The 17175-nt window shown below is 66.3% G+C and carries 19 protein-coding genes and 1 riboswitch; of the genes, 11 read left to right on the forward strand and 8 right to left on the reverse strand.

The features are described from left to right. Positions 1–14: 14 nt before the first annotated feature. On the reverse strand, positions 15–674 hold the full coding sequence (locus AD89_RS0108310; RefSeq protein WP_025778139.1) for a mismatch-specific DNA-glycosylase: 660 nt from the start codon (positions 672–674) through the stop codon (positions 15–17). A 23-nt stretch (positions 675–697) separates the two neighbouring features. Here AD89_RS0108310 and AD89_RS0108315 point away from each other — a divergent pair, with 23 nt between their 5' ends. Next, a complete protein-coding gene (locus AD89_RS0108315; protein ID WP_025778140.1) occupies positions 698–1213 on the forward strand; it encodes an SRPBCC family protein in 516 nt (171 codons plus the stop codon). On the opposite strand, the gene moeB is transcribed toward AD89_RS0108315, so the two are convergent. The 4 genes from moeB to thiO all read right to left on the reverse strand — a co-directional run bounded on the left by moeB (position 1208) and on the right by thiO (position 4644). After that, positions 1208–2464, reverse strand: coding sequence for a molybdopterin-synthase adenylyltransferase MoeB (gene moeB, locus AD89_RS0108320; protein ID WP_051505159.1), 1257 nt, complete (start codon positions 2462–2464; stop codon positions 1208–1210). The two genes, AD89_RS0108315 and moeB, sit on opposite strands and share 6 nt — an antisense overlap. After that, the gene (locus AD89_RS0108325; protein ID WP_025778142.1) at positions 2461–3228 is read right to left on the reverse strand and encodes a thiazole synthase; all 768 of its coding nucleotides are present in this window, start codon (positions 3226–3228) and stop codon (positions 2461–2463) included. The genes moeB and AD89_RS0108325 overlap by 4 nt, the downstream gene beginning before the upstream one ends. 1 nt (position 3229) lies before the next feature. Beyond that, positions 3230–3487 carry a sulfur carrier protein ThiS gene (thiS, locus tag AD89_RS0108330; RefSeq protein WP_025778143.1) on the reverse strand — a complete coding sequence of 86 codons (258 nt, stop codon included), beginning with the start codon at positions 3485–3487 and terminating at the stop codon, positions 3230–3232. Beyond that, entirely contained in the window at positions 3484–4644 is a 1161-nt protein-coding gene (gene thiO / locus AD89_RS0108335; protein WP_025778144.1) for a glycine oxidase ThiO, read from the reverse strand. The genes thiS and thiO overlap by 4 nt, the downstream gene beginning before the upstream one ends. Then, positions 4634–4737, reverse strand: a riboswitch (TPP riboswitch). (Overlaps the previous gene by 11 nt.) Positions 4738–4748: 11 nt before the next feature. Between thiO and thiE the strand changes: the two genes are divergently transcribed. Both thiE and AD89_RS0108345 read left to right on the forward strand, forming a co-directional pair. Next, positions 4749–5432 (forward strand): thiamine phosphate synthase, encoded by a 684-nt coding sequence (thiE, locus tag AD89_RS0108340; protein ID WP_081770389.1) that lies wholly within the window; start codon positions 4749–4751, stop codon positions 5430–5432. Continuing rightward, positions 5429–6394 carry a ketopantoate reductase family protein gene (locus tag AD89_RS0108345; protein WP_081770386.1) on the forward strand — a complete coding sequence of 322 codons (966 nt, stop codon included), beginning with the start codon at positions 5429–5431 and terminating at the stop codon, positions 6392–6394. Before thiE ends, AD89_RS0108345 begins: the two co-directional genes overlap by 4 nt. Here the strand turns inward: AD89_RS0108345 and AD89_RS0108350 are convergent. Beyond that, positions 6348–6923 (reverse strand): hypothetical protein, encoded by a 576-nt coding sequence (locus AD89_RS0108350; protein WP_025778147.1) that lies wholly within the window; start codon positions 6921–6923, stop codon positions 6348–6350. The two genes, AD89_RS0108345 and AD89_RS0108350, sit on opposite strands and share 47 nt — an antisense overlap. A 247-nt stretch (positions 6924–7170) precedes the next feature. Here AD89_RS0108350 and AD89_RS0108355 point away from each other — a divergent pair, with 247 nt between their 5' ends. Further along, positions 7171–8427, forward strand: coding sequence for an alpha-hydroxy acid oxidase (locus tag AD89_RS0108355; RefSeq protein WP_025778148.1), 1257 nt, complete (start codon positions 7171–7173; stop codon positions 8425–8427). A 7-nt stretch (positions 8428–8434) separates the two neighbouring features. On the opposite strand, the gene AD89_RS19275 is transcribed toward AD89_RS0108355, so the two are convergent. Beyond that, positions 8435–9043, reverse strand: coding sequence for a TetR/AcrR family transcriptional regulator (locus AD89_RS19275; protein WP_197021726.1), 609 nt, complete (start codon positions 9041–9043; stop codon positions 8435–8437). Between the two features lie 123 nt (positions 9044–9166). Between AD89_RS19275 and AD89_RS0108365 the strand changes: the two genes are divergently transcribed. The 3 genes from AD89_RS0108365 (at position 9167) to AD89_RS0108375 (ending at position 13129) form a co-directional block, all read left to right on the forward strand. Next, a complete protein-coding gene (locus AD89_RS0108365; protein WP_025778150.1) occupies positions 9167–10486 on the forward strand; it encodes an FAD-dependent oxidoreductase in 1320 nt (439 codons plus the stop codon). Between the two features lie 107 nt (positions 10487–10593). Next, on the forward strand, positions 10594–12072 hold the full coding sequence (locus AD89_RS0108370; protein ID WP_025778151.1) for an amino acid permease: 1479 nt from the start codon (positions 10594–10596) through the stop codon (positions 12070–12072). A gap of 100 nt (positions 12073–12172) precedes the next feature. Further along, positions 12173–13129: an iron-siderophore ABC transporter substrate-binding protein gene (locus AD89_RS0108375; RefSeq protein WP_025778152.1), complete on the forward strand. Its 957-nt coding sequence runs from the start codon at positions 12173–12175 to the stop codon at positions 13127–13129. Between the two features lie 49 nt (positions 13130–13178). Here AD89_RS0108375 and AD89_RS0108380 read toward each other — a convergent pair whose 3' ends face one another. Further along, positions 13179–13637, reverse strand: coding sequence for an NUDIX hydrolase (locus AD89_RS0108380; protein ID WP_025778153.1), 459 nt, complete (start codon positions 13635–13637; stop codon positions 13179–13181). Positions 13638–13731: 94 nt separating this feature from the next. Here AD89_RS0108380 and AD89_RS0108385 point away from each other — a divergent pair, with 94 nt between their 5' ends. The 4 genes from AD89_RS0108385 to AD89_RS0108400 all read left to right on the forward strand — a co-directional run bounded on the left by AD89_RS0108385 (position 13732) and on the right by AD89_RS0108400 (position 17150). Continuing rightward, positions 13732–14520: an alpha/beta fold hydrolase gene (locus AD89_RS0108385; RefSeq protein WP_025778154.1), complete on the forward strand. Its 789-nt coding sequence runs from the start codon at positions 13732–13734 to the stop codon at positions 14518–14520. Positions 14521–14592: 72 nt separating this feature from the next. Beyond that, positions 14593–15501 carry a sulfurtransferase gene (locus AD89_RS0108390; protein ID WP_025778155.1) on the forward strand — a complete coding sequence of 303 codons (909 nt, stop codon included), beginning with the start codon at positions 14593–14595 and terminating at the stop codon, positions 15499–15501. Continuing rightward, positions 15501–15986, forward strand: a complete 486-nt coding sequence (locus tag AD89_RS0108395; protein WP_025778156.1) for a SufE family protein — start codon at positions 15501–15503, stop codon at positions 15984–15986. The genes AD89_RS0108390 and AD89_RS0108395 overlap by 1 nt, the downstream gene beginning before the upstream one ends. A gap of 96 nt (positions 15987–16082) precedes the next feature. Then, positions 16083–17150: an iron chelate uptake ABC transporter family permease subunit gene (locus AD89_RS0108400; RefSeq protein WP_025778157.1), complete on the forward strand. Its 1068-nt coding sequence runs from the start codon at positions 16083–16085 to the stop codon at positions 17148–17150. Positions 17151–17175: the final 25 nt, after the last annotated feature.

Raw genomic sequence — 17175 nt, forward strand, 5'->3', positions numbered from 1 at the left:
CGCCATCCCCGAAATCAGGTCTCCACGACCTCATCGTCGATGCTCTCCCACACCTCGCGCCAGATCCGGGCGAGGTCGGCGACCTGGTAGTGGGCGTTGAGCCCGCTGGGCTGCGGCACCACATGCAGAGCCACCTCATCGGGCCACTCTTCGATCAGCGTCGTATCCTGCTGACCGAGCTGAGCCTTCGGCTGTGCGAAACCAGTCCTGAACGCGGTGATCCCGGCGATCGCCACGGCACGGGGGCGGACATCGGAAAGACGACCGATGAGGTGGGCCGCTCCCTCACGCAGCTCCTGCCGGGAGAGTTCGTCGGCCCGGACAGTGGCTCGCCCGATGAGGTTCGTCAGGCCGATGCCGCGACGCAGCAGCTGCTGTTCATCGCCAGGTGCGAGCCCACGAGAGGCATCGACCTGGTGGTCGGTCAGGCCCGCCTGATGCAGAGACGGCCAGAACCGATTGCCGGGACGCGCGAACGGCGCATTCACCGCAGCCGTCCACAGCCCCGGGTTGATGCCGACGATGAGCAGCTTCAGCCCTGAGGAATCGCTCGGCAGAATATCGTCGATCGCATTCGGATCATCCGTCGCGAAATCCGCAAGATCGTCCTTGGTCGGTTTGCGGCCGCCCAGAGGCGATGGCCGACGGCTGCTGACGAAGTTGTCCTCACTCACACCTTCCACACTACCGTCGTACCATGAGCCACGATCATGTGACCCCACAGCCCGGAGAGTCCGCGCCCTTCCATTTCGACGACCGGTGGATCGTCGACGCCGGAATCGAATCGGTGTGGGCGGTTCTGGAACGGGTCGACGATTGGCCGGGGTGGTGGCCGGGACTGACAGCAGCCGAACGGGTCGGGGCCGCGCAGGCGGACGTTGATGCAGCCGATCTGCCGGTGACCCCAGGCAGCCGAGCCCGCCTTCTGGTCCACGCCCCGATCGGGTGGTCCCTGCGCTTCTCCATCGAAGTCGACGAGGTCGATGCGCCCGATCTCATCCGGTTCCGGGCGAATGGTGATCTGCGCGGCGAAGGCCGATGGGCCCTGACCGCCTTCGACGGGGTGACGACCATCGATTCTCTGTGGTGTGTGACGACGAGCAGAACGATCATCAGAGCGATGCGACCGCTGTCCGGACTCATGCACGGGGCAGTGATGAGAGCCGGAGAACGGGGACTGCGATCACGACTGGCCGCCCGGTCCGGCTCATGAGCTAAGCGGTCGCTGGGCGTTCGAAGCTGCCGGTTGCTGGTCCCTTTGGTCTGCCGAGGCCCGAGTGACGTGCTGCCACGCATCGATGCCGCCGGCAAGGGAGCGCAGACGGACTCCGGCCGGCACCGAACCGGACAGAATCTGGGCGGCTTCGGCCGACCGGGCCCCGGACTTGCAGTGGATGACGATATTGACCGGTGATCTTGCTCGACCGGAGTCACCGAGCGCCGACTCCAGAGCCTTCCACCCGCCGTCTCGGAGGCCGCCGAGAGGCAGATGCACCGAGCCGGGGATGACCGCCAGTTCACGTTCCCAGTCGTCCCGCACATCGACGACAAGCACATCGTCTTCGACGGACAGGAATTCGGCGACGTCGATCTCGTCCGCCGCAGGCTCTGCCACGCCGCCGCCGTCAAGGTCCACAGCACAGGCGGCAGCCACCTCGGTGAGGTCGGTGACCGGGGGACGGTCGGGATCGGGGGAGAACCGCAGGGTCGAGTACTCCCCGGTCAACGCCTCATAACGCAGCAGCCGACCGATGAAAGGGGCACCGATGCCGCAGATGAGTTTGATCGCCTCGGTCGCCATCGCCGAGCCCACGGTTCCGCACAGGACTCCGAGGACCCCGCCCTCGGCGCAGTTGGGCACCGAATCGGGTTCCGGGATATCCGGGAACAGGTCGCGCAGCATCGGCCCGTGACCGGGAACGAACGTGCTCACCTGACCGGCGAAGCGGAAGATCGTGCCCCACACCAGCGGGGTGCCGGTGAGCTCGGCGGCATCATTGGACAGGTATCGGGTGGCGAAGTTGTCCGCTCCGTCGATGACGACATCGTGTTCAGCGAAGAGGTCGAGCGCATTCTCCGGGCTCAGCCGTTCCTCGACCGCGCGCACCTCGAGGTTCGGATCGAGCCGGTGCACGGCATCGGCGGCAGAGGCGACCTTCGGTCGGCCCACATCTTCGTCGCGATGGATGATCTGGCGCTGCAGGTTCGACGACTCGACCACATCGTCATCGATGATGGTCAGCTGTCCGACCCCGGCAGCGGCGAGATAGCTGAGCACCGGTGAACCGAGTCCTCCGGCCCCGATGACCAGCACCGAGGCGGCCCGCAGACTCCGTTGTCCCTCGAGCCCGAAACCCGGCAGGCTCAGGTGTCGGGAGTAGCGATCCAGCTCCGCCCGGGACAGGGAGTCCGCGGGGTCGACGAACGGAGGCAGCGACGGCGGAGAGGCAGCAGCGGCGGTCATTGTGCTGCGACCATTCCGTCGAACGGCGATGATGCCAAAGCCAACGGCCGCTTGGGAATCCTCCCGGCTCCGGCCGCCAGATGCCCGGCCTCGACGGCCAGAGCCATCGCCCGAGCCATGGCGTGTGCGTCGTGAGCGCGAGTGACCGCAGAAGCCAGGAGAACCGCAGTGCACCCGAGCTCCATCGCCAGAGCCGCGTCCGAAGCGGTGCCGACACCGGCGTCGAGGATGACGGGCACCTGCGCCCGGGAGACGATGGTCTCGATGTTGTGAGGGTTGAGGATGCCCAGCCCGCTGCCGATCGGGGCACCTGCCGGCATCACCACGGCCACCCCGGCATCCTCCAGACGTTTCGCCAGGGCCGGATCGTCGTTCGTATAGGCGAAGACCGTGAAACCGTCGAGGACGAGTTCCTCGGCGGCGGTGAAGAGCTCGACGGGGTCCGGGAGCAGGGTGACCTCATCGGCGATGACCTCGAGTTTCACCCAGTTCGTCTCCAGGGCCTCCCTGGCCAGTCGGGCGGTGAGCACGGCATCCCGGGCCGTATAGCAGCCGGCCGTGTTCGGCAGCACCCGGATTCCCAGACGCTGCAGCATGGTGAACACCGAATCCCGGGACTCGGCGTCGAAGCGGCGCATCGCCACCGTGGTCAGCTCGGTTCCCGAGGCCACGAGGGCGTCTTCGAGGATGCTCAGGGAACTTGCCCCGCCCGTGCCCATCACGAGGCGAGACGACATCTCCACGTCATCGACCATCCAGCTCATCTCAGCCTCCCTGCACTGCGGTGACGATGTCGACGGTATGCCCGTCGGCCAGGGCGAACCCGGACCAGGCACCGCGACGGATGACCTCGCCGTCGACGGCCAGGGCCAGCCCTAAGCGTCCGCCGTCGGCCGGTGTCCCATCGGGGTTCAGCTCCCGTCCGGTGACCTCGGCGATGAGGTCGAGCGCCGAGGTGGCACCCGGCAGCTCATGATGGTCGCCGTTGAGGACGATGGTCGGTGAGTGTTCGCGATCGGTCATGAGTTGCTCCTCATCAGGTGGGCAGTGGTGTGGTTTGTGGCGAAGCGGTGCGGGGACACGGACTCGAGCGCTCCGTCAGGAGGCCAGTCGGAGGCGACACCCAGGGCGAGCTCGGCGCCGAGGCGGCCGCCGAACGGGGCCAAGAGGATGCCATGGCGGAAGTACCCCGTGCTCACAACGCAGCCGGGATCGATGCGCCCGATCATCGGCAGGTCGTCGGGAGAACCGGGGCGAGCGCGGGTGGTGATGTCGGTGATCTCCGCGTCGACGATGCCCGGGACCAATCGCTGCCCGTCAGAGAGCAGCCGGTGGATCGCCCCGGCAGGGGTGCCGGAGAGTCCGTCCTCGCGGGAACTGGCACCGAGCACGATCTCACCGTCGGGGCGGGGGACCAGGTAGACGGGGCGGCCGTTGACCAGCCCGCGGATGGTCCGAGTCAGCAGGGGAGTCGCCTCGGCGGGGGCACGCAGGCGCAGCACATCACCCCAGACTTCCCGGATCGGCAGCGGCGGGACACCGGCGATCTCGGTGATGGCGCTGCCGGCGCAGACGACCACCTGATCGGCTTCCAACAGGCGGCCGTCTCCCAGCGTGACGCCGGTCGTCGCCGCACCATCGCCCAGCAGCTCGGCCACCCGCTGCCGAATAAGAAGCGACTCTGAGCCGGCCGTAAGAGCAGACAACAGTCCCGCCGATACACGACGGGGGTCGATCGAGTGATCACCGGGAATGTGCACGGCCCCGGCCACGGCAGGCGACAGCGACGGTTCGATACGGCGGGCGGCACTGCCGGTGATGAGCTCGGTGGCGAAACCCGATCGCGATTGTGCTTCGCGCAGCTCCCGCAGAGCCTGCAGATCAGCCCGGTCACCCGCACACACCACGGTCCCGGCATCTGTGAAACCGAGATCGGTGCCGGTGGCGCTCGCCACCTCTGCGGCGAATTCCGGGTACATCTGAGCCGAGGTCCGCATCAGCGGATACAGGGGAGTCTGCCCCCAGACTACCTCGGCGGCGGGAGCGATCATCCCCGCGGCGGCATGGCTCGCACCCTGGGCGGGGGCAGGATCGACGATGGTGACTTCGGCACCGAAACGGCGCAGATACCAGGCCGTGGACAGGCCGATGATCCCGGCGCCGACGACGATGACTCTCACAGCTTCTCCCTCCGGCGGCATGATCCGCATCAGGTCTGACGGTCGGCTCCTACGCCCTCTCAGCCTCGTTGGGAGGCTCCCGCGAACTCCTCTACTCTATGACCATGACCACACAGATGCCACCGCGCACCGCAGCGCGGCAGAAAAAGAGGACCTGGAGGCAGGCCCGATTGGCCGAAGCGTCGCTCTACCTGTGCACCGATGCCCGAACCGCTCAAGGCGACCTCACCGAGTTCCTCGACGCCGCCTACCGTGGGGGAGTCGACATCATCCAGCTGAGGGACAAGAGCCTCGAGGCCCGCGCCGAGATCGCCGCATTGGAAGTCCTCAGGAATGCCGCCGCACGCCACGGCAAGCTCTTCTCCGTCAACGACCGCGCCGATGTCGCGCTGCTGACCGACGCCGACGTCTTCCACGTCGGTCAGGGAGATCTCACCAGTGCTCAGGCCAGAGCCGTGCTCGGCCCCGACGTCCTCCTCGGCCGCTCCACCCATTCCCTCGAGCAGGCGCTCGCCGCCGAGGCGGACCCGGAGACCGACTATTTCTGTGTCGGGCCGGTCTGGGAGACCCCGACGAAACCCGGCCGTGCCGCTGTGGGGACGGCACTGCTGACCGCTGCCGCCGCCGAGGCGAGCAAACCGTGGTTCGCGATCGGCGGCATCGCGGCAGGGGAGAGACTGGACGCGATCCGGCAGGCGGGCGCGAACCGTGCCGTCGTCGTCCGTGCGATAACCTCGGCAGACGACCCCGCTGCGGCCGCACGGGTGCTCAAGGAGGAGTTGGAATGACCCCAGCAGCTGACAGCGCATCCGACGGAATCGATGCAGGTGCCGGCCTGTCGATTCTCATCGCCGGGGCAGGCGCCACCGGCGGAGCGTTCGGCACCTATCTGCAGGAGGCCGGACGCGATGTCACGTTCCTGCTCCGGCAGGCTCGGGCGGCGACGGTCCGCGCGAACGGACTGCGCTTCACCGCTCCCGGTGCCGATCGGACGAACCAGGTCGATGTCATCACCGCCGAGGAGCTCAGCGCCTCACCGAGGATCTTCGACATCGTCATCGTCGCGGTCAAAGCGGGTGGACTCGACTCGGTCATCGACGATATCGGACCGGCTGTGGGGGAGCAGACGACGATCATCCCGTTCCTCAACGGCATGGCTCAGATCGAGAAGCTGCAGCACAGGTACCCCGGTCAGGTGCTCGGTGGGTTCGTCAAGATCGTCGGCACGATCAGAGACGGAGCCGTCGTCCAGCTCACCGACCTTGCGGTGATGACCATCGGCGACCTTCACGCCGCGGCCGTACCCACGCGAATCTCCGCGGCTCTCGACGTCCCCGGATTCAAGCTCCAGCTCGTCGACGGAATCATCGACGGGCTGTGGGAGAAGTGGACCTTCATCGCCGCGGCGGGAGTCGTCACATGCCTGTTCCGCGCTCCCGTCGGGGCGATCATGGCGGCCGGCGGCAGATCGCACGTGCATGCCATCATCGACGAACTCGAAGCCGTGGCGGCCGCGGCCGGACACCCGGTGTCGGAGGCCTCCCACGACATGACGCTGCAGATGCTCACCGCGGACGGTTCGGCCTTCACCTCATCCCTCTACCGGGATGTGACGGCAGGGCTGCCGAGCGAAACGGAGCACATCCTCGGCGACCTGTCGGCCAAGGCAGAGGAGTTAGGAGTCGCGACTCCGCTGCTCGACCTCACGCTTGTGCAGCTGCGGGCTGGGGAAGCCCAGAAGCGGCTCTGACCTCGGCCGTGCCCGTGCGCAGCATCGCCAGATACGGCTCCTGCGGCTGAGTGTGTTCGATGTCGGTCGAACTGTGGGCAGCGGTGAATGTGACCATGGGGATGCCGTCGGCATCATCGAGGACGAGCAGCGTTTCGTAGCCGCCCGGACCCAGAGAATGTGAGCTGCCTACCGGCAGGTCGAAGACGAGGCGTTCGAGCGGACTGTCGGGCTCGGGCGGACGGTTCATCTCCTGGGCGGCCACATCGGCGAACTGTTCGGCCGTGATGAGGTAGGCCTTGGCCGGGGTCGGTCCGGGGGCGGAATGATCATAGAAGGCCATGCCGCCGCCCCACACCGTCGATTCGCCGGCGAAGTAGATCGTTCCGGGCAGTTCGATCCCGGCTTCGGCACGGGGCAGTGCTGCGTCTCTGGCACCCGGATAGGTCACCTTAGCGCCTGGCGGTCGCCCGCCCTGCAGATAGCAGGCGAGCCGATCGCGAGCCATGTTCGATCCGTAGCTGACGTACCACACATGTGTTTGAGACATCCTCTCCATCATGACATCTCGGGCTCGGAATTCGTCGGATCGGCATCCGCCGCGGCCGGCGCGTCGGCTGCGTTCGCCTCCGCTGCGACTGAGGCGGCGAAGGCGGCGAACGGCTCTTCGTCTCGGTCAGCTCCGTCGAAAAGGCGATCAGCTCCATCTTCGATAAACTCGGCCTCCAGGCAGGGGAGACCATGAGCCGACGTGTCGCGGCAGTGCTCGCCTACCTCAACCGAGAACGAGGAGAGAAATGAAGCGCCGACTGCCCGATCTGAGAGAACTCGCCCCCTTGCTGCAGTTCGACCTGCCCCGACTCGACCGGGTTGCAGCGAGATTGGAGTCGGCCGCGGACATCTGGGACCTTCGCCGCATCGCCAAGCGCGTGACACCGACCGCACCGTTCGACTATGTCGACGGTGCGGCTCTGGATGAGCGGACCCTGGCGAAGAACCGTGAGGCGCTCGGCACCGTCGAGCTCCTTCCCCGCATCCTCCACGGCGTCGATGCGCCGGATACGTCGACGACGATCGCCGGCGCCCGAGCCCGGCTGCCCTTCGGCATCGCCCCGACCGGCTACACGCGCATGATGCACTCCGCAGGCGAGGTCGCCGGAGTCCGAGCGGCGGCGAAGGCCGGAATTCCGTTCTCGCTGTCGACGATGGGCACGACCTCGGTCGAAGACGTCGCGCAGGCGGCACCGGATTCCACCCGGTGGTTCCAGCTCTACCTGTGGAAGGACCGGCAGCGCAGCCTCGACCTGATCCAGCGGGCCGCCGCCAGCGGATACGAGACCCTGCTGGTCACCGTCGACACCCCGATCACCGGTCAGCGTCTGCGCGATCACCGCAACGGGCTGACGATCCCGCCCCGTCTGACACTGGGAACGATCCTCGACGCCTCCTATCGTCCCGGCTGGTGGTTCAACTTCCTCACCACCGAACCGCCGAAATACGCGTCGCTGTCGAACACCTCCCAATCCCTGGCGGAGATGACGAAGACGATGTTCGACCCGACCCTCGACCTCGATGACCTGCGGTGGATCCGCGACCAATGGAACGGACGCCTGTTCGTCAAGGGGATCCTCACCGCCGAGGATGCCCGGCGCGCCCGATCCGTCGGAGCCGATGGACTCGTCGTCTCCAACCACGGCGGCCGCCAGCTCGATCGGGCCCCCGATTCGCTGACCTCCCTGGCCGAAGTCCGTGCGGAGGTCGGACCGGAGATGGAGCTCATCTTCGACTCCGGCATCATGTCCGGCACCGATGTCGTCGCCGCGCTGTGCGCCGGAGCCGACTTCGTACTCATCGGCCGGGCGTACCTGTACGGGCTCATGGCCGGCGGCCAACGAGGCGTCGAGAGGGCGATCGCCCTCATCCAGCAGGAGATCCTCACCGCCATGGGGCTCATGGGCGCCCGGAGCATCTCCGATCTGGGCCCCGACCTCGTCCGCGGCCTGCCTCAGGGACCGGTCTCGGACCGGGAGCTGCCGGTCGTCGACTCTGTGTGAGCCCGTCTCAGGCACTCAGCAGACGCGTGAGCAGCCTGAACTGATGGACTGAGATCTCCTCCGGGCCGACGGTTGGGCTATCGCTTTCCGTCAGGTGCAGAGCCCATTCGTCGAACGTCCGCAGCAGTGAGAACACCGCCAGAGTCTGGAGCTCGAGCGGACACTCGACATCGATCGCTGCGGCTTCACGTCCGGCGATGAGCACGGCGCGCACCCATTCTTCGACGCGGTCGGCGAGGCGTCGCACAGCCGGACTGTCCGTATTCGCATAGACGATGTGCCACAGGAGCGTGAGCTCAGGGCTGTCGGGCCATGTTCGCGCAATGTCGTCCCAGACCGAGCGCGCACGGTCCCAGAACCCGTCCGAAAAGCTGTCCGGAGCAGGCGGAATCCAGAACCCGCGGGCAGCCGCAGCGAGATCGGTGACGACGAGGGCGAAGAGGTCGTCCTTCGAGTCGACGACATGGTAGAAGGAGCTCTTGCTCATCCCACAGGTGGAGATGATGCGATTGAGCGACGCCTCCTCGAACGTCCGCGAAGCGAATTCTCGCGCGGCGGCATCGATGAGCGCGGCGCGCTTCTCGGGGCGCATACGCGCCAACGCAGTCTCGGACACGCCGTCAGTGTAGCAATGCTCGACACGATTGTGGACCATGCGGTCCACTCGGTGATACCGTGTGTGGACCATCCGGTCCACTTGGGTCGGCACACTGGTACGGCCCGACGAAGGAGACCACGTATGATCATCGCGGCAATGGTCGACGACCAGCTGAAGCACGTGAGCCCGGAAGAGCCGCGTATTCTCATCGTCGGAGCCGGAATCGCCGGCATCACCCTGGCTCAGCTCCTGCGGGCCCGCGGGATGCGCCCGGTCCTCATCGACCGGTCGCCGGATTCCCGTCGGATGATCGGTGACAACCGGGCCGGGTACATGCTCGCCCTCATGCCCATGGTCGATCCCATCATCGACGAACTCGAGTGCCGGGAGGCTTACCTCGAGGCCAGCGTCGGCATCGATTGCTATATCGCCCATGCGCACACCGGAAAAGTCCTCCGGCAGGACCACCTCGGTGATCTGCTGGCCGACTACGGCGACTATCGCGGAATCTCCCGCTCCGCACTGCTCGACGTGCTCACCGACGACGACTGCCCGATCGCCTTCGGCACCACAGTGACCGGGCTGTCCGACGACGGTGCCACCGTGAATCTGGTCCAGGACAGCCGATCCGTACAGCACGGTGGGCGACGGCAGCAGAACCTGGGCCAGGAGGAAGTACTCGAATTCGATGCCGTCGTCATCGCCGACGGAATGAACTCCCGCACCCGCAGACTCGTGACCTGTGGGCCCGCCGCAACCGCCGCGAGCGAATCAGGCAGCACTGCCGCTGCCGTCTCCGGCGAGACCTCCCCGGAGTCGTCAGTGGACACGACCTGGGGCGGATGGGTCTGCTGGGCCGAGGCCGATGGCGATCAGAGTGCCGTCGATGAGATCTGGGGCGATGGATTCTTCCTCGGCATGTACCCGGTCAAGGGGGCCGTCGGGGTCTTCCTCGGTTGTCCCGACACCCGGCAGCCGCTCGGCCCCCGGCGACTCGCAGCCGAGGTTCGCAGGCGGCTGTCGGTACTGACGCCGCGGATCGACGCCTGCCTCACCGCGGTCGAGGAGGCCGAAGCGCCGTTCTTCTGGCCGCTGCGGGATTCCCGGGCATTGAAGTGGAGCCATGGTCGCACCGTTCTGCTCGGCGATGCGGCCGCAGGGTTCCTTCCGACTGCCGGAATCGGCGCCGGAATGGCGATGGAATCGGCCGGGGTGCTCGCCGACGAACTCTCCGCCTCAGCGGTTGGGACGAGCGCAGCCGCCGCACTCGAACGCTTCGAAGCCCGCCAACGGCCCCGCGTCGAGGCCGCCCACGACAACTCACGGTCCCTCGCCCGGCTGATGTTCGGCCGGTCCCGGCTCTTCGCGTTCGTCCGCGACCAGGCGTTCCGCGTCATCAGCATCCGCTCCGCTCTCAAGCCGATACTGCAGCTGCTCGAATCCCCGCCGAAGAGGATGTGACCCTCCTCCCACCCGGCGCCTGCAGCGGCCGGGGGGCGACCCCGATTGTGGTAGGAATGGCCAGGGTCCTCGTGCGCGGACCTGCCGAACCACGAACGAGGATGACCATGGGAATGCCAGCCGCCTCGGCGAACGACGAACGCCGACTCCGACGGGGACTGAAGTCTCGCCACCTGCAGATGATCGCCATCGGCGGCGCCATCGGCACCGGACTCTTCCTCGGCTCCGGCGGCACGATCTCACAGGCCGGCCCCGGCGGCGCCCTGGTGGCCTACGCCGCGATCGGGATCATGGTCCTCTTCGTCATGCAGTCCCTCGGTGAGATGTCGACCCACCTGCCGGTGGCCGGGTCGTTCCACACCTACGGCACCAAATACGTCAGTCCCTCATTCGGCTTCGCCATGGGCTGGAACTACTGGTTCAACTGGGCGATCACCCTGGCCGCCGAACTCGTCGCCGCCGGTGTCATCATGTCCTTCTGGTTCCCCGACGTGCCGTCGTGGATCTGGGCGGCGGTCTTCCTCGTCCTGCTGGCCGGGCTGAACTTCCTGTCCGCGAAGGCCTTCGGCGAGGGCGAATTCTGGTTCGCGGCCGTCAAGGTCACCGCCGTGCTCGCATTCCTCGTCCTCGGTGTGCTCATGATCGCCGGCATCCTCGGCGGAACCGCGCCCGGTCTGAGAAACTGGACGACGGGAGAGGCTCCGTTCGTCGGCGGGTGGATGTCGGTCATCAGCGTCTTCATGATCGCCGGATTCTCCTTCCAGGGCACGGAACTCGTCGGCGTCACCGCGGGGGAGTCGGAGAACCCGCGCAGGGACATGCCGCGCGCCATCCGCACCGTGTTCTGGCGCATCATGCTCTTCTACATCGGCGCCATCGCCGTCATCGGCTTCCTCCTGCCCTACACCGACCCCTCCCTGCTGGCCTCGGCGAACAATGACGACATCACGGCCTCACCGTTCACTCTCGTCTTCGAACGCGCCGGCATCGCCGTGGCCGCCGGAATGATGAATGCCGTCATCCTCACCGCGATCCTCTCCGCCGGCAACTCCGGCCTCTATGCCTCCACCCGCATGCTCTACGCCATGGCGAAAGAGGGAACCGCGCCGAGGCTGTTCGCCCGCCTCAACGAACGCGGAGTGCCCGTCATGGCACTGCTGGCCACCGCCATGATCGGACTCTTCGGATTCCTCACCGAGATCATGGGTGACGGTGGGGCCTATACCTGGCTGATCAACGTCTCCGGGCTCTCCGGCTTCATCGTCTGGGTCGGCATCGCCTGGTGTCACTTCCGGTTCCGCCGCGCCTATGTGCGGCAGGGGCACAAGGTTGCGGACCTGCCCTACCAGGCGCCGCTGTTCCCGATCGGGCCGGTCATCGCGCTCATCATGCTCATCGTCGTCATCATCGGCCAGAACGTGCAGGCCATCGTCAACGGCCAGCTGCTCCAGGTCGCCAGCGCCTATGCCGGGCTTCCCGCGTTCCTGCTCCTGTGGGGCATCCACCGCATCGTCACCGGCCGGCGCTCACGAATGGTCGCCCTCGATGACATGGACGTCGAGGGACTTGAGATCAAGGCGTCCTGACCCGAGGGTCGCTTCTTCGCCGAGGCGGCCTCGCGGTGGGAGTCACACCACCGGAAAAATGAGTTAAGCTAGGCTCGCCTAACCACTCAAGAAGGATTCCATGCGCCGTATTCTCGCCCCAGTGATCGCCTCCGTCCTCGTCCTCGCCGGCTGCGGCGGAGGAGGGGGCACAGCCGAGGAAGCCTCGGGTCCCACCGTCGAAACGAAATTCGGCGCCGTCGAGGTGCCTGCCGATCCGCAGAGGGTCGTGGCTCTGGGGTGGGGTGATGCCGAGACCGCGCTGGCGCTCGGCGTCCAGCCCGTCGGTGCCTCCGACTGGGTCGAATTCGGCGGCACGGGCGTCGGCCCCTGGGCCGAGGGTCTCTACGACGAAGCTCCGGAGATCATCGAGACGATGGAACCCGACTACGAGGCCATCGCCGCCCTGGAGCCCGACGTCATCCTCGATACGAACAGCTCCGGAGAGAAGAAGCGCTACGACCGCCTCTCCGAGATCGCTCCGACGGTCGGAGTTCCCGAAGGCGGCGACAACTACCTGACGACGATGGACCAGCAGGTCGAGCTCGTCTCCCAGGCACTCGGCAAGGCCGACGACGGGAAGAAGCTGCTCGACGACCTCGACAAGACCTACGCCGATGCGCGCGAAGCTCATCCGGAGTTCCAGGACAAGTCCGTGACCGTGGCAGCGAAGACCGCCGAAGGATGGGCCGCCTACGTCGAGGAATCAGGTCGTGTGCAGGTCATGAAACAGCTCGGCTTCAAGCAGTCCGAGACGATCGCCGGAATGAAGGCCGAAGGCTTCTCCGTGCCGATCTCCGAGGAAAACCTCGATCAGCTCGATGCGGACCTGCTCCTGACATTCCCGATCTACATCGAGGATTCCGATGTCACCGAGGACGCTGCCTACAAGCGCATCCCGGCCGTCGAAGGCGGACACGACTTCGTTCTGACCAAGGACAACGACGACATCCGCAAGGCGTTCTCACTCAACTCGATCCTCTCGGCCGAGTACACCGCGGAGCAGCTCCCGGGACTCATCGCCGACAAGGTGAAGTAACCGACTGACGAGCGCTGCTGCGCGCCCCTGCGCAGAACTTAAGCGGAACTCACACGGCGGCACGCCACGCATCGAGGCCGAGGTCGATGATGCGGGCGTGCCGGACGTTCGGCAGCGAAGTGATCGGCAGCCATTCCGCCCGATCCGTCGTCCCATCGACTTCGAGAGTGCCCAGGGTGCCCCCGATGATCCGAGCCTCATAGACGACGCGGGCTCCTTTGAAGGGGCGAGCCGTCGAGTCGCCGAAAGCCGGATTGCGACGTGACTCCGTGAATGAATGTGTGGTCAGGGGGCGGACCAGTTCAGCATCGAACCCGGTCTCCTCCTTGATCTCCCGGAGTGTGCCCGCTTCGATGCTCTCGTCGAACTCGATTCCGCCTCCGGGCAGCGTCCAGATCGCGTGCAGGCGGTCCTTGCCGCCGTTGAACCAGCTGAGGAGAATTTCGTCGTCGTCATTGACGATGACCGCGTAACCGGCAAGTCGAGTGTCGTATTCGGAGAAGTGCATGACCTCACCCTACCCGCGCTGTCAGCCGATGCCGACGGGACCGGAGGCGTTGGGTCGCACTGGCAGAAACTCACCCGACCGATAGGCTGGGATCGTGACCACCATCAACAGCACTCGAATCGGCGAATCCGGGCGCCTGGTCGTCTTCCTCCACGGACTGTTCGGCCGAGGCAAGAACTTCACCCGCATCGCCAAGGACATCGAGCCCGATTTCTCCAGCCTGCTGGTCGACCTGCCCAACCACGGCGAGTCCGAATGGACCGAGACCTTCGACTACGTCGAGCTCGCCGATGCCGTGGCGGCCCATATCGGCGAGGCTGTCGCCCCCGATGATCAGCCCGTGCACCTGGTCGGACATTCCCTCGGTGGAAAGGTCGCCATGGTGCTCGCGCTGCGTCACCCGGATCTCATCGACCGCCTCGTCGTCGTCGACATCGGCCCCAATGCCGGCGGGTCCACCGGAGTCTTCGACCACCTGCTCTCCAGCCTCGCCGCCCTCGATCTCGATCGGATCGAATCACGCACCGAGGCTGATGAGGCACTTCGGGACCCGATCCCGGAGGCTGCGATCAGGGGATTCCTGCTGCAGAACCTGCGCCCCACCTCGGCGGGGTATTCCTGGCAGCCCAACCTGGCGCTGCTGCACTCGAGCCTCGATGTCATCGGGGACTTCCCGGACATGGCCGATGCCGTGTTCGACCATCGCGTCCTCTGGGTCGCCGGTGAGAGATCGGAATACGTCGACCGTGACGACCTGCCGCAGATGCGCCGTCTGTTCCCACGCGCCACACTCCTCACGGTCAAAGGCTCGGGACACTGGGTGCATTCTGAGAAACCGCGGGAGTTCGTCTCAGCGCTGACGGCATTCCTCAGCCGCCCCTGAAAAGGAATATGCTGAACGCGCTCGACGTTGCCACATCGAGCACAATTGGACTCAAACTCTCAGGAGGAATGCGTGAGCACTGCGATCCCGGCCGATCCCGCACAGAAGTTCGCCGAATACGCGGACGGAACCCGACTGGTCAGCACCGACTGGGTGGCCCAGCATGCAGGCGCTCCCGGACTCGTCATCGTCGAAAGCGATGAAGACGTGCTGCTCTACGAAACCGGACACATTCCGGGAGCGGTCAAGGTCGATTGGCACACGGAACTCAACGATCCCGTCACCCGTGACTACGTCGACGGTGAGGGATTCGCCGCGCTCATGTCCGCCAAGGGCATCTCCCGCGATGACACCATCGTCGTCTACGGCGACAAGTCCAACTGGTGGGCGGCCTACGCGCTGTGGGTCTTCACTCTCTTCGGCCACGAAGACGTCCGGCTCATGGACGGCGGTCGTGCGAAATGGCAGGCCGAAGGCCGTGAGATGACCACGGAGAAGCCGCAGCCCGCACCCACCGAATACCCTGTCGTCGACCGCGACGATTCCGTCATCCGCGCCTTCCTGCCCGAGGTTCGCAGCAGCCTCGGCGATGTCCCGCTCATCGATGTGCGCAGCCCGGAGGAATACACCGGCGAACGCACCCATATGCCCGCCTACCCGGAGGAAGGCGCACTGCGCGGCGGCCATATCCCCGGCGCGAAGTCGATGCCGTGGGGCAAGGCAGCCAACGAAGACGGCACCTTCAAGTCCGCAGCCGAACTCAAGGCGCTCTACACCGAAGAAGCGGGACTGGGCACCAGCGATGAGGTCATCGCCTACTGCCGGATCGGCGAACGCTCCAGCCACACCTGGTTCGTCCTCAAGCACCTCCTCGGGTACAGCAACGTGCGCAACTATGACGGCTCCTGGACCGAATGGGGCAATGTCGTCGGCGTGCCGATCGTCACCGGAGCCGAGCCCGGAGAGGTGCCCGGACGCTGATGACCGAGACGACGACGCCCAAAACCGACGACCTGCCGGAGGCGCTGGCAGAGATCGTCACGGACTTCGCCGAAACGCCGGCCGATGATCGCCTCCAGGTGCTGTTGGAGTTCGCGACGGACCTGCCCGACCTGCCGGAGAAGTACACGGACCACCCGGAGCTGCTCGAGCCCGTGCCCGAGTGCCAGTCTCCGATCTTCCTCGTCACCGAGGTGGCCGACCCCGAGGCGGGGGAGCAGGCCGAAGTGCGCCTGCACTTCTCCGCTCCTCCGGAAGCGCCGACGACACGAGGCTTCGCCGGAATCCTGCACGAAGGGCTCGACGGTGCCAGCGCCGGGGCGATCCTGTCGGTTCCTGCCGACCTGCCCCTGCGGCTGTCGATGTCGGAGGTCGTCAGCCCGCTGAGGCTGCGCGGAATGAGTGGAATGCTCTCCCGGATCCAGCGACAGGTGTCCGAGAGGATCGGCAAGATCACAGCCGAGTGAGACCTCTCTCGCTTGGCTGAGGTGGTCCGGTGAGTTACAGTGTGGTTAGCCTGCCCTTAGTCACCTGACCGCCATTTCACTCAAAGGACCACCTCGATGACCGGTTCCGCCACCTCTGCCGAGGCGAAGCCGTATACCGACACCAGTCATCCGGCCGGTGGCAGCCTGCGGCTCAGGCGAGTGCTGGGGCTGGTCGCGGCGATCATCGCGCTGATTCTCGTGATCGCAGCGTCTCTGGCCATCGGCGCCAGGGATATGCCGCTCTCGGAGGTCCTCGGAGCCTTCTTCGCCCCCACCGGCAGCGACGATCAGCTCGTCGTCCTCGAACTGCGCCTGCCGCGCACAGTGCTCGGCATCCTCGTCGGCATGGGGCTGGGTCTGGCCGGTGGACTCATCCAAGCTCTCACGCGCAACCCGCTGGCCGATCCTGGCATCCTCGGCGTCAATGCCGGAGCGTCCCTGGCGATCACGATCGGGGTCGCGTTCTTCGGGATCTCCTCGATCACCGGATACATCTGGTTCGCCTTCGCCGGTGCCCTCGTCGCCACAGTCGGGGTCTATGTCATCGGGTCCGCGGGCCGCAGTCGCACGGTCGATCCGATCCGCCTGACTCTGGCCGGAGTCGCCGTCGCCGCGGTCCTCACCGGACTGACCAAAGCGATCCTGCTGACCAACGAACGTGCCTTCGACGCATTCCGATCCTGGGATGTCGGTGCGATCGCCGGCCGTGATTTCGATACGATCACCGCCATTCTGCCGTTCATCGGCATCGGCACCGTGCTCGCTCTGGCGCTGTCCCACTCACTCAACGCCGTGGCCCTCGGCGATGATCTGGCCGCCAGCCTCGGCACCTCGGTCAACCGCACCCGAGTGCTCTCCATCATCGCCGTGACCCTCCTGGCCGGAGCGGCCACGGCCGCGGCCGGGCCGATCGGATTCATCGGTCTGATGATTCCGCACATCGCGCGGTGGATCGTCGGTCCTGACCAGCGCTGGATCCTCGGCTACTCACTCGTCCTGGCACCCATTCTGCTCCTGGCCTCGGACGTCATCGGCAGAGTCGTGATGAAGCCCGGCGAACTCCAAGTCGGAGTCGTCACCGCGTTCGTCGGTGCTCCGGTGCTCATCGCCCTTGTCCGTCGAAAGAAGGCGAGCGGCCTGTGAAGACCACCAACCTCGCGGTTCCCGA

It is taken from the genome of Brevibacterium sp. VCM10, assembly GCF_000583215.1.
Classification (GTDB): domain Bacteria; phylum Actinomycetota; class Actinomycetes; order Actinomycetales; family Brevibacteriaceae; genus Brevibacterium; species Brevibacterium linens.